The 13,385-nt window shown below is 38.4% G+C and carries 10 protein-coding genes; 6 read left to right on the top strand and 4 right to left on the bottom strand.

Features of this window, described 5'->3' with window-relative positions; all coding sequences use genetic code 11:
- Positions 1–17 precede the first annotated feature (17 nt).
- Complete coding sequence (locus RBH95_RS12455) at positions 18–572, bottom strand: hypothetical protein (RefSeq protein WP_307899917.1); 555 nt, start codon at positions 570–572, stop codon at positions 18–20.
- A 40-nt stretch (positions 573–612) separates the two neighbouring features.
- The gene (locus RBH95_RS12450; RefSeq protein WP_307899916.1) at positions 613–2,145 is read right to left on the bottom strand and encodes a helicase HerA-like domain-containing protein; all 1,533 of its coding nucleotides are present in this window, start codon (positions 2,143–2,145) and stop codon (positions 613–615) included.
- Between the two features lie 104 nt (positions 2,146–2,249).
- On the opposite strand from RBH95_RS12450, the gene RBH95_RS12445 reads away from it, so the two are divergent.
- Entirely contained in the window at positions 2,250–2,879 is a 630-nt protein-coding gene (locus RBH95_RS12445; RefSeq protein WP_307899915.1) for a 7-carboxy-7-deazaguanine synthase QueE, read from the top strand.
- Positions 2,880–2,928: 49 nt separating this feature from the next.
- Here the strand turns inward: RBH95_RS12445 and RBH95_RS12440 are convergent, their stop codons facing one another.
- Entirely contained in the window at positions 2,929–3,465 is a 537-nt protein-coding gene (locus RBH95_RS12440) for a DUF2911 domain-containing protein (RefSeq protein ID WP_307899914.1), read from the bottom strand.
- 232 nt (positions 3,466–3,697) lie between these two features.
- Between RBH95_RS12440 and asnB the strand changes: the two genes are divergently transcribed.
- Positions 3,698–5,362, top strand: coding sequence for an asparagine synthase B (asnB, locus tag RBH95_RS12435; RefSeq protein ID WP_307899913.1), 1,665 nt, complete (start codon positions 3,698–3,700; stop codon positions 5,360–5,362).
- Positions 5,363–5,738: 376 nt separating this feature from the next.
- Positions 5,739–7,679 carry a DNA topoisomerase (ATP-hydrolyzing) subunit B gene (gyrB, locus tag RBH95_RS12430; protein WP_307899912.1) on the top strand — a complete coding sequence of 647 codons (1,941 nt, stop codon included), beginning with the start codon at positions 5,739–5,741 and terminating at the stop codon, positions 7,677–7,679.
- 51 nt (positions 7,680–7,730) lie between these two features.
- On the opposite strand, the gene RBH95_RS12425 is transcribed toward gyrB, so the two are convergent.
- Complete coding sequence (locus RBH95_RS12425; protein ID WP_307899911.1) at positions 7,731–8,066, bottom strand: cupin domain-containing protein; 336 nt, start codon at positions 8,064–8,066, stop codon at positions 7,731–7,733.
- 238 nt (positions 8,067–8,304) lie between these two features.
- On the opposite strand from RBH95_RS12425, the gene mdh reads away from it, so the two are divergent.
- From mdh to secDF, 3 genes are all read left to right on the top strand, one after another.
- Entirely contained in the window at positions 8,305–9,231 is a 927-nt protein-coding gene (mdh, locus tag RBH95_RS12420; protein ID WP_307899910.1) for a malate dehydrogenase, read from the top strand.
- 150 nt (positions 9,232–9,381) lie between these two features.
- Entirely contained in the window at positions 9,382–10,020 is a 639-nt protein-coding gene (locus RBH95_RS12415; protein ID WP_307899909.1) for a hypothetical protein, read from the top strand.
- A 197-nt stretch (positions 10,021–10,217) separates the two neighbouring features.
- Positions 10,218–13,238 carry a protein translocase subunit SecDF gene (gene secDF, locus RBH95_RS12410; protein WP_307899908.1) on the top strand — a complete coding sequence of 1,007 codons (3,021 nt, stop codon included), beginning with the start codon at positions 10,218–10,220 and terminating at the stop codon, positions 13,236–13,238.
- The last annotated feature ends 147 nt before the right edge of the window (positions 13,239–13,385 follow it).

The raw sequence follows: 13,385 nt of genomic DNA, 5'->3' as shown, positions 1-13,385 counted from the left end.
TGCTTTAGTTCATATGTCTAATTCCAGTGTACGAAAAAGTATTTCACTTTTGCACTGTCAGGAATTTGTGATTTTTCAATCTTTAAATTCATGTCAAATCTTAAGTTGGCAGGCAATTCTTTCTTGTCAATGGTAAATGAGGCATTGATTTCATCTACAAACACCACAACAGTATTGATAAGGTTGCTGATTCTTGAAATTTTATAAGAATCCTGGATCTCTTTGAATGTACTCACAGTAGAAATACTTTTTGCCGTTTTATATCTAGGGTCCATGATGCGAACACTTTCTATGGTGGCTGTAGAATCGAGAGCTTGGGTTGGTGTTAATACCAATAATTTGTCTCCCGTTTTTGTGAAAATTTCTATATCGCTACCTCCACTCATATATTCATCGCCTGTAATTGGTTGAGCAACGGAATCCTGAGCAAAAATCATTTTGAGATCTTTAACTTGTGTCGAATCAGTAAGTAATCCAATATGTTGCTTTTCAATGGCAAAAGGATCTTGTTCCTTTTTACAACTTACCGCTAAAATTGATAGAATGCTGAGGCTTAAAATAGATTTGTACATTTCTTAAAAAATGGTTTGTAATTAATATTAGGTTAAAGGTTTATTTTAAAACTTTGTTGAGTATACCGAAGACACCACGGATAAAAGTGGCGCTGGTCAATACTTTAATTAAAGGATCCATGGAGGTGTCGCGTTTGGGAGAAGTTGTCTGCTTTCTTTGAGCTTTCTCCATGGCTTTTTGTTCCTGTTGGGCTTTTTCTTGAGATTCTTTGGCTTGAGCTACTTCAATTTTTTTGTTTAGAAGTTCATAGGCACTTTCTCTGTCAACAGTCTCATTATATTTTTTGATCAAATTAGACTTGGAGAGCAATTCACTTAACTCTGTTTCGGTTAGAATGTCCATGCGGCTCATAGGAGCACGCATCATGGTTGCTGCTAAAGGCGTTGGTCTTCCTTTTTCATCCAATGCCGAAACCAAGGCTTCACCTGTTCCCAAAGAAGTAAGGACTTCCGTTGTATCGTAATAGTCTGTTTGAGGATAGTTTTCAGCGGTAAGCTTAATAGCTTTTCGGTCTTTGGCAGTAAAGGCTCTTAGGGCATGCTGTATTTTAAGTCCCAATTGTCCCAAAACGGATTCTGGTACATCGGTAGGATATTGCGTTACAAAATAAATCCCGACACCTTTACTTCTAATAAGTTTTATGATACTCTCTATTTGGTTGAGCAAGGCTTTGGAAGCTTCATCAAAAATAAGATGGGCCTCATCGATAAATAATACCAATTCTGGCCTTTCGCCATCACCTTGTTCTGGAAATGTAGAATAGATTTCAGCCAAAAGGCTTAACATAAATGTTGAAAACAGTTTAGGTCGATCCTGAATATCTGTAAGGCGGATGATGTTAATGTACCCTCTGCCTTCTTCGTTTACACGTAACAAATCTTGGGGGTCAAACGAGCGTTCACCAAAAAACAAATCGCCTCCCTGTTGTTCCAGTTCCACAATTTTTCTCAAAATGGCTCCCGTAGATGAAGTTGAAATACGTCCATAGGCAGCTTCAAATTCTTCTTTGCCCTCATCGGTAGCATATTGAAGGATCTTTTTGAAATCCTTCAAGTCCAACAGCGGCAATTGGTGGTCGTCACAGTATTTAAAGATAACGGCGATTATCCCTGCTTGGGTTTCGGAAACATCCAAAATTCGGGAAATCAACACGGGGCCAAATTCACTCACTGTAGCTCTCAACCGAACGCCATCTTGTTCGGAAAGGGTGAGGACTTCAACCGGAAAGGCTTTACTTTTAAAAGGAAGGCCAATGAGTTCGTGGCGTTCTTCAATTTTTGGATGACCTGGACTTGGTTTGGCTAAACCACTAAGGTCACCTTTAATGTCCATTAGCAATACAGGAATTCCTTTTTCTGATAAATTTTCCGCCAACACCTGCAGGGTCTTGGTTTTTCCGGTTCCCGTGGCACCGGCAATAAGGCCGTGACGGTTCATGGTTTTTAAAGGAATATTTACAAAAGCTTTGGGCAATGTGTTTCCATCCAACATGGCCGATCCCACCGTGATATAGTCTCCTTTAAAAGTGTTTCCTTCTTGAATGATATTGAGAAAGTCTTCCGTTTTGCCCATAGTCCCAAAATTTTTATAAAAGTACTAATCTTGCAGCAATACGCTGGAAAATCTTTTCAATATTTTAACAAGAAACTTCTACTAGTAACCTATCTTTGCACTCTATGAAACAAGATGTACAGGCCTTGGTAGACAAGGGACTAATGCTGCCTTTGATGGAGGAGTTTTACACCATTCAGGGGGAAGGATTTTATAAAGGGACAGCGGCTTACTTTATTCGTGTAGGTGGTTGTGATGTTGGATGCCATTGGTGCGATGTTAAGGAAAGCTGGAATGCCGAAACTCATCCACCCACCGAAACGTCCAAGATTGTAGAAAACGCTGCAAAATATAGCGATACCATTGTGGTTACTGGTGGCGAGCCCTTGACATGGGATATGACAGCGCTGACACGGCAGTTGAAGGAAAAAGGGTTAAAAGTTCATATTGAAACATCTGGAGCTTATGAATTGAGCGGAACTTGGGACTGGATTTGTTTGTCTCCAAAAAAATTAAAACTACCAACTCAAAAAGTGTATGATAATGCCAATGAGCTTAAAGTCATTGTTTATAATATGGACGACTTCCGTTTTGCTGAAGAACAAGCGGCCAAAGTAAACAAAGACTGTATTTTATATCTACAGCCAGAGTGGAGTAAGCGTGAAAAGGTGATTCCGGAAATTGTGGATTATGTTATGAAGAACCCAAAGTGGAAAGTGTCCTTACAAACCCATAAATATTTAAATATACCTTAACAAAAAAAAGGCCTTGAAAATTCAAGGCCTTTTTTTGTTTGTAGAATTTCTATTTTACTTGTATTGGGATTGCAACGCGTAGGGTATGCCATCCTAAATACATGGTGGCATCCTTGTCAAAAGTAATAGAAAATGCTTCTAGAGCTTTTTTGTCTTCGCTAACAGGAACAGTCACTCGTGCAATATCTTGAGATTCATCATAAGAATAAGCGCCCCAAACATTGGTTGCAGAATTCAAAATAATGGTCCATTGCTTGTCTCCGGGAATGGTAAACATGGAATAAGTACCTGCTTTTACATCCTTTCCTGCAAAATTAACGTCTTTGTAAAATGTAATTTCGGTTGCTTCGTTGGCGCCAGTACGCCAAACTTTAGCATCTGGAGTCAATTTGCTTAGTGGGCGTCCTTTTAATTGTGGTCTACTATATATAACTTTTATTGCTTTGTTGCTTTCTCTGTGACTAGTAGGGTATGCTACTGCATCCATCGGGCTTTTGTCTAAGTCACTGAATTCTTGAGCTGCAATGCCTTCTGATAGCAATAGAGTAAACGCTAGTAAAAGGGTTGTAATGATTCTGTTTTTCATAAAAAAGTTTTTTTGATTGTTTAAAGATATAAGATTTTAGAAAAATAGATTCCGAAAAATCATACATTTTGAATTGATAATTGAAATGGGGATAGGTGAAAATGATACATTTTGAATAACGTTTTTTATATAAAATTATTACAAAAGTTTCAAATTGAAAGCATAATCATGCTTAATGTTTTTATTGTGACATCATAAATTAATATTTGACATGTAATTAAAACTTAATATTATGTGTGGAATTGTATGTGCATTCGATTTAAAACAGAAAGCAGAAGATTTAAGACCCCAAGTATTGGAGATGTCAAAACGAATCCGTCACCGCGGACCAGATTGGAATGGGATCTTTAATAATGAAAAGGCAATTTTGGCGCATGAACGTTTGGCTATTGTTGATCCCGCTTCTGGAAAACAACCGCTTTTGAGTGATGATGGTAAGTTGGTATTGGCTGCCAACGGTGAAATTTATAACCATAGGGTATTACGTAAGCAGTTTGCTGATCGTTATGAGTTTAAAACTGAAAGTGATTGCGAGGTTATTTTGGCGCTTTATAAAGAACGGGGAGTTGATTTTGTAGATGAACTAAACGGCATTTTTGCCTTTGCCATATATGATGCAGACAAGGATGAATATTTTGTGGCTCGTGACCATGTGGGGATCATTCCTTTATATATAGGTTGGGATGCCAATGGTACTTTTTATGTAGCTTCCGAATTGAAAGCGCTTGAGGGCATTTGTACTAAAATTGAATTGTTTCCTCCGGGGCATTATTTACATAGTAGCGATGGGGAGTTTGTGCAATGGTATAAAAGAGACTGGGTTGATTTTGATACTGTAAAGGATAATGAAACCAGTATTGAAAAAATTAAGGAAGCCCTAGAAGCTGCTGTACACAGACAATTGATGAGTGATGTGCCTTACGGCGTACTGCTGTCTGGAGGCTTGGATTCTTCAGTAACATCTGCTATTGCTAAAAAATATGCTCAAAAGCGTATTGAAAGCGATGATGTATCTGATGCTTGGTGGCCTCAATTGCACTCCTTTTCTGTAGGGTTGGAGGGCTCACCAGATTTAGCGGCTGCCAGAAAAGTGGCGGACCATATTGGAACAGTGCACCATGAAATAAAGTTTACTATTCAAGAAGGCTTGGATGCTATTCGGGATGTCATCTATAACCTAGAAACCTATGATATTACAACCATTAGGGCAAGTACGCCTATGTATTTAATGGCCAGAGTGATCAAGTCTATGGGGATTAAAATGGTATTGTCTGGAGAAGGAGCCGATGAGCTATTTGGAGGCTATTTATATTTTCATAAGGCTCCAAATGCACAGGAGTTTCATGAGGAAACCATACGTAAGTTGAGCAAACTTCATATGTACGATTGCTTAAGGGCCAATAAAAGTTTGGCGGCTTGGGGCATTGAAGGGCGTGTGCCGTTTTTGGACAAGGAATTTATGGATGTGGCCATGAGTATCAATCCGCAGGATAAAATGATCAATGGTGAGCGTATGGAAAAGTGGGTCGTTCGAAAGGCCTTTGAAAGCTATTTGCCAGAAAGTGTTGCATGGAGACAAAAGGAACAATTCAGCGATGGTGTTGGTTATAGTTGGATTGATACTTTGAAGGAATTGGTGGGCGAAGCCGTAACCGATGAACAATTGGCCAATGCTAAGTATAAGTTTCCAATTCAAACGCCAACGAATAAAGAGGAGTTCTATTACCGTTCCATTTTTGCAGAACATTTCCCAAGTGATGCGGCCGCTTTATCGGTACCACAGGAAGCTAGTGTGGCTTGTAGCACAAAAGTTGCTTTAGAGTGGGATGAGGCCTTTAAAAACATGAATGATCCATCAGGAAGAGCTGTTGCAAATGTGCATGCAGAGGCCTATTAAGGTCTCAATTAGATTTCGTAGTTTTGTTTTTGAAACCTAAAAGATCGTTTCTGCGAGATTTTAGGTTTTTTCTGTTTTTAAATGGAAGGTAAAAACCGTAAAAATCAATTTTAAGACCATTTTAAGCCATTTTAAGACACTTTTGAGTAATTAACAATTGTTGATAATTTTGAGTCAAACTCTCTAAAATCCTTTTTAATGGTATCTTAATTTCTTATCTTTGTAAGTACACAAAAAGATGCCGTACAAGGCATTTTTTTATGTAGCATTATAAAAATAGTTCCTGTGTTTTAATGCATTAGTAAACCTGAGTTTTTTAAACTGGTTGAAATACAGGGTTTTGTAAGATTTTAAAGAAAATATAACTTATAAATACATGAAGGAAGAATTCAACAAGCACAATTATTCGGCGGATAGTATCCAGGCGCTTGAAGGGATGGAGCACGTACGTATGCGTCCGTCCATGTATATTGGTGATGTAGGAGTACGAGGGTTGCACCACTTGGTTTATGAGGTGGTCGACAACTCTATCGATGAAGCTCTTGCGGGTCACTGTAACAAAATTACGGTTATTATCAATGAAGATAATTCCATTACTTGTGAGGACGACGGGCGTGGTATTCCTGTAGATATTCACAAGAAAGAAGGAATTTCAGCCTTGGAAGTTGTAATGACTAAAATTGGTGCTGGGGGAAAATTCGATAAAGATTCCTATAAAGTTTCGGGAGGTCTGCACGGGGTAGGTGTGAGTTGTGTGAATGCCTTGTCTGAGCATTTAAAAGCTACTGTGTATAGAGATGGTAAAATTTGGGAACAGGAATACGAAAGAGGAAAATCTTTATACCCTGTAAAAACCATTGGGGAAACAGAGCTTAGAGGTACGGTGGTTACATTTAAACCGGACCCTACCATTTTCCAACAAACTTTAGAATATAGTTACGATACCTTGGCAAGTAGAATGCGTGAATTGGCATACTTGAACAAGGGGATTACAATTCACCTGTTGGATAAGAGAAACAAGGATGAAAAAGGAGAATATATAGGCGAAACCTTCCATTCTGAAAACGGGTTGAAGGAATTCATTACCTATTTGGATGGAAACCGCGAACCTTTAATGAAGGAGGCCATTGCCTTTGAAGGCGAGAAAAATGGTGTGCCAGTTGAGGTAGCCATGATCTACAATACTTCTTATGCTGAAAATTTACATTCGTATGTAAACAATATTAATACTCACGAAGGAGGGACACACTTATCTGGTTTTAGAAGAGGATTGACCCATACCCTGAAAAAGTATGCTGATGAATCTGGAATGTTGGATAAATTGAAATTTGACATTGCCGGAGATGACTTCCGTGAAGGGTTAACTGCAATTATTTCGGTAAAAGTGGCTGAGCCTCAGTTTGAAGGACAGACCAAGACTAAGTTAGGAAACAGAGAAGTGTCTGCCAGTGTAAGCCAGGCTGTTTCTGAAATGCTAACAGATTATTTGGAAGAGCATCCTGAAGATGCTAAAACAATCGTTGAAAAAGTTATTCTAGCTGCTCAAGCTCGTCACGCGGCGCAAAAGGCCCGTGAGATGGTGCAACGTAAAACGGTGATGAGCATTGGGGGACTTCCTGGGAAATTAAGTGATTGTTCAGAGCAAGATCCAGCAAAATGTGAAGTGTTCCTTGTTGAGGGGGATTCGGCAGGAGGAACTGCCAAGCAAGGTCGTGATAGAGCGTTTCAAGCTATTTTGCCACTGAGGGGTAAAATCTTGAACGTGGAAAAAGCGATGACTCACAAGGTGTTTGAAAATGAAGAAATCAAAAACATCTTTACAGCACTTGGAGTAACTATTGGAACCGAAGAGGATAGTAAAGCCTTGAACCTTTCAAAATTAAGATATCATAAAATTGTGATCATGTGTGATGCCGATATTGATGGTAGCCACATTGCAACCTTGATTTTGACCTTCTTCTTTAGATATATGAAAGAGTTGATTGAAAATGGTCATATCTACATAGCAACGCCGCCACTTTACTTAGTGAAGAAAGGAAACAAAAAGCAGTATGCATGGAACGATAAGGAACGTGATACCATCGCAGAAGAATTTGGTGGAAGCGTAAATGTACAGCGTTACAAAGGTCTTGGAGAGATGAACGCAGAACAGCTTTGGGACACAACCATGAACCCTGAGTTTAGAACCTTACGTCAAGTGAATATAGACAACGGTAGTGAGGCCGATCGTATTTTCTCAATGTTGATGGGAGATGAGGTGCCGCCACGTAGAGAATTCATTGAAAAGAATGCTATTTACGCAAACATCGACGCGTAATTGCAAACAGAAATAAGATAAAAAAGAGTGCTTTTAAGCACTCTTTTTTATTTATAGAAAATCCTTCCTGATAGGTGAAAAACTATCAATTAACCTAACATGTTCCGTAAGGGTTTGTATGGAATGTTTCAGGTTGGAAGCTACTTTAAAACTATCGCCTGTATGCAGCGTGTATTGTCTGTCTTCAATAAAAAACTTTAAAGAGCCAGACGCTACATAAGTGATTTGTTCGTGGGGGTGATGATGAAAAGGATCTGGGACTTCCATTGGGCCATTGTGAAAATCGATAATGGTAACCATCAAGTCATTTAGGTGAATAACTTTTCGTTGGATATTGGGATTGGAATTGACAGGTTGAAACCCTTCCTCTGCTTTGATAACTTCCATTTTTGTGTACTGATTTTTAATTAAAAAAGAAACCAATAAAAGTACGGGTTTTTTTTGTGGGTTTAAGTTTAAATTGGTGAAAGTTGAGGACGGTAATCCCTGTTTTTTTGGTTTTCGTAAGCCTTCCAAAATAGTTTGAATTATCAAGGTTATTTTATTTGTTTGGGCTTCCTTAACCGTATAAAAATTCGTAATTTTGGGAACACTTAAAATCAACAAATACTAAAAAATTTTTTATATGAAAGTAACAGTAGTTGGGGCTGGTGCGGTTGGTGCCAGTTGCGCGGAATATATTGCAATTAAGGATTTTGCAAGTGAAGTGGTTTTGTTGGATATCAAAGAAGGTTTTGCGGAAGGTAAAGCTATGGATTTGATGCAAACAGCTTCTTTAAACGGGTTTGATACCAAGATTACAGGAGTTACCAACGATTACACAAAAACAGCAGGTAGTGATATCTGTGTGATCACTTCAGGAATTCCTCGTAAACCAGGAATGACTCGTGAGGAATTGATTGGAATCAACGCCGGAATTGTTAAGACAGTATCTGAAAACTTGATTGCAAATTCACCAGATACAATCATCATTGTGGTGAGTAACCCAATGGATACTATGACTTATTTGGTGCACAAAACTTCAGGACTTCCTAAAAACCGTATCATCGGTATGGGAGGAGCTTTGGATTCAGCACGTTTCAAGTACAGATTGGCAGAGGCTTTGGAAGCGCCTATCAGTGATGTAGACGGAATGGTAATTGGTGGACATAGCGATACAGGTATGGTGCCTTTAACAGCTCATGCTACTAGAAATAGTATTAAAGTAACTGAGTTCTTATCTGAAGAAAGATTGAATCAAGTTAAGGAAGATACTAAGGTTGGTGGAGCTACTTTAACCAAATTATTAGGTACTTCTGCTTGGTATGCGCCAGGTGCTGCAGTAAGCGCTTTGGTACAGGCTATTGCTTGCGACCAAAAGAAAATGTTCCCATGTTCTGCGTTGTTGGAAGGTGAGTTCGGTTTGTCTGACTTGTGTATCGGGGTACCAGTAATTTTAGGTAGAAACGGTATTGAAAGCATCGTAGAAATTGAATTGAGTGATGCTGAAAAAGCACATATGGCTGCTAGTGCAGAAGGAGTTACAAAAACCAACGGTTTGTTGGACGTGTAATCACCCAAACAATAAAAGATTGAAAAGGTTGCCATTAGGCAGCCTTTTTTTGTAAGAAGCTATTTGTAAGGAGGTTTTTAATCTGATATAGCACCTTAATTTATGCGGGATTCAGTGAGTTCAATCTTGAAATTTTTATATATTTGGCGCATGAATTCAAGATGGTACATTAGTACTTTAATAATTATCCTTTCACTTTTAGGGGGAATTGCTACAAAACAGCACAATCCTGTTCCAAATCAGGAAATCGTGCTGCAGTTTGCCAATGGGGATGTATCATCTGTAGAAGCCAAAAGGACCATTGTAGAGTTAACCGAACAACTACAACAAGTAGGGGTTGAACATATTAAGGTTAGTGAACTTCAAGACGGACAGTTAAAAATTACCTATTACAGCGATACAGATGTAGCCAGTATCAAAAAGTTATTGGCAGAAGATGATTTGTTGGAGTTGGGGTATACTGGAGTTGAGCATAAAGGGCAATTTCCAAAAGTTCCAGTTAACGATCCTTCGATTAAGTATGATCTAGATGTTTATGAAATCCACAAGGGAGATCATTCCGCTTTTGATTTAGGCGGAAAGATGGCTGTGGAATTGAAAGCAGACCACGATCGTTCTTTCATGGCACACGAATCCTTATCTGTGGAGGTGTTCAGTATTGAAACGGTTTCATCAGACATTAAGGTAGCTTATAAATTCTATAAAAATATTGCACTTGCAATAGACAATATATCCAAAAAAATCCCAGAAGTAAGGGCTGGCCCCAGTATCAATGGGAGCTTAGGATAAATTCTTCCCACTAATTATCTCAAAAGAAGCTTTCAATGTCAATCAAAAAGTACAATGGAAGCCTCAAAAACAAAGTTCGCTTTATGGTGTAATTCCATAAACGGCTAACCACTTACAAAATCATTTAGAATAATTGTCAAATCAAGGGTAAATTCTATATTTGCCCGATTAAAAAATTGACCAATAAATAATTAAAAATGCAAAACAAAGGATTAGTAAAATTGTTTGCACTATTGTTTGGACTGGTAAGTATCTATCAATTATCATTTACCTTTAAATCCAATCAAATAGACGCAGCTGCCGAGGAAGCAGCATTTAGTAAATACGATTCTCCAGAAGAAATCAATGCTGAGGAGATTCGTTATTTGGATTCACTTCAAACCTATAAAGTTGAGGTGGACGGAAAAAGACAAGGTATCAAAGTATTTGATATAGGTATTGCAGATTATACCTATAATGAGGTTAAGGACAAGGCTATGAACCTTGGTTTGGACCTTAAAGGAGGTATCAACGTAATCTTGGAGATTTCGGTTAAGGATATCTTGGAAGGATTGGCTAACCATACTACAGATCCCGTATTCAACAAAGCATTATCTGATGCTGAGGAAATCCAAAAAGATGCTCAAGAGCCATATTTGGAGTCTTTCTTTACAGCGTTTGACGCTATCAAAGGAGATACAAAATTGGCGTCTCCAGACATTTTCGCCAACCGTACTTTGAGTGAAGAAGTTACTATCGATATGTCTGACGATCAAGTTAAGGATGTCATTCAAAAGAAGGTTGACGAATCTATTGTGTCTGCGTTTGAAGTATTGCGCAAGCGTATCGATAAGTTTGGTGTAACACAACCAAACATTCAACGTTTAGGAAACTCAGGTCGTATCCTTGTAGAGCTTCCAGGAGCCAAGGATGTAGAGCGTGTTAAAAAATTATTACAAAGTACAGCTCAATTAGAGTTTTGGGATGCTTATAGAGGTGAGCAGTTCTTGCCTTTCTTGGCACAAGCCAATGAGGTGTTGAAGCCAATTGTAAATGTAGATAAGAAAACGGAAACAGAAGTAGCGGAGGTTGCTGAAACGGCAACAGATTCTACAACTACAGAAGAAGGAAATGCTGATTTATTGGATAAATTGGTAGGTGAAACTTCTGCTGATTCTACAGATGTGGAAGCGAATCCAATTTTGGATTTATTGAGAGGTTACGGAGCAGGAGGTGCTTCAGTAGCAACATTTGAAGCTAAGGACAAAGATTTAATTCTATCTTATTTAAACAATCCAAAAGTAAGAGCTTTGTTGCCAGCAGAGCAACGTTATGTGAAATTTGCATGGGGTATCCAACCTAAGGATAGTGACTATGTAGATTTATATGCATTGGTTGGAAACAGAGAAAACGAGCCAGAATTGAGTGGTGCCGTAATTACAGATGCACGTCAATCTTACAACCAATTAGGGAAGCCTTCTGTAAGCATGCAAATGAACAGTAAAGGTGCTAAGATTTGGGAAGAAATGACCGGTAGAGCTTACCAACAACAAAGCCAAATTGCGATTGTATTAGATAATATTGTGTATTCTGCACCTGGTGTAAGTACGGGACCTATTTCTGGAGGTAACTCTGAAATTTCTGGTGCTTTCACATTAAATGAAGCAGTGGATTTAGCAAACGTATTGAGAGCTGGTAAATTGCCTGCATCTGCTGATATTGTTCAAGCTGATGAGGTTGGACCATCTTTAGGTCAGGAAGCTATTGACTCCGGTGTCAAATCATTCATGATTGCCTTGGCTTTAGTATTGGTGTGGATGATTCTTTACTATGGTGTTGCGGGTAGCTTTGCGGATATCGCATTAATGTTCAACATCTTGTTGATTTTTGGTGTGCTTTCTGGATTGGGTGCAGTATTGACACTTCCTGGTTTAGCGGGTATCGTATTGACTATCGGAATGTCGGTAGATGCTAACGTACTTATCTTTGAGCGTGTCAGGGAAGAAATTGCTGCAGGTAAGACACAACAAGAAGCTATTAAAGACGGTTTCGCAAACGCATTGTCTTCAATTTTAGATGCTAACATCACTACAGGTCTTACGGCAATCATTTTATTTGTATTCGGTACAGGGCCAATCAAAGGATTCGCAACTACTTTATTAATTGGTATCGTAACATCGTTGTTCACTGCAATTTTCATTACAAGATTGTTAGTAGACTGGTATGTAAACAAAGGGAAGTCTTTAGAATTCTCTACTGGATTGACAAAAGGATTGTTCAAAAACATGAACATCAACTTTATCACCAAAAGAAAAGTTGCTTACATCATTTCTGGAATTTTATTGGTATTGAGCATCGGGTCTTTAGCTACTAAAGGTTTGGATCAAGGTATCGATTTCGTTGGAGGTAGAACTTACCAAGTGCGTTTTACTGAAGACGTGAAGCCAGAAGAAGTTAAAGCTAATTTGATGGATAAGTTTGGTAGTGCTGAAGTAAAAACTATCGGAAACTCACACCAGTTGAAAATTTCTACTAAATATAAAGTAAACGAAAACTCAGCAGAAGCTGATGAGGAAGTACAAACAATGTTATTTGACGCCTTGACGCCTTACTTGCCTTCAGGAATGGCTTACCAAGATTTTGCCGATGGTAAAAACGGTATTGGTAAAGTATTGTCAAGTAAAGTAAGTCCAACCATTGCCGATGATATCAAGAAAGAATCTTTCTGGGCAGTATTAGGATCTTTGGTTGTAGTATTCCTATACATCTTGTTGCGTTTCAAGAAATGGCAATTCTCATTGGGTGCTGTTGCGGCGGTATTCCACGATATTATCATTGTATTGGGTGTATTCTCTATCACGCATTCTTTCATGCCATTCAGCATGGAAATCGATCAAGCTTTCATCGCGGCCATCTTAACGGTAATTGGTTACTCGCTTAACGATACCGTGGTTGTATTTGACCGTATTAGAGAAGTGCTTGCAGAGAAACTTGGCTTTAAAGGAGGAACTAATATCAACACTGCAATTAACAGCACGTTGAGTAGAACCTTGAACACCTCCCTTACTACTTTGGTAGTATTGTTGGCCATGTTTACCTTTGGAGCAGATTCATTGAGAGGTTTGTTGTTTGCATTGATTGTTGGGGTAGTAGTAGGTACTTACTCTTCTGTATTCATTGCAACGCCTATCATGTATGATTCTTTAAAAGATAAAGGTGAAGCACCAAAAGAAGACTAACAATTTCTTTATATAATTTGAAAAAGGCTACCGTTTTGGTAGCCTTTTTTATTGGCTAATTGTTAACTAAAAATTACGCTGCCCTCTAATTTTTGAATCGATTATTTGACTAATTTTGAATTGAAAAATTAGACATTACGTTTATGA

This window comes from Mangrovimonas sp. YM274, assembly GCF_030908385.1.
Taxonomy (GTDB): Bacteria; Bacteroidota; Bacteroidia; order Flavobacteriales; family Flavobacteriaceae; genus Mangrovimonas_A.
The sequence above is the reverse complement of the archived record's forward strand: the minus strand, read 5'-3'. Positions and strand labels throughout refer to the sequence as shown.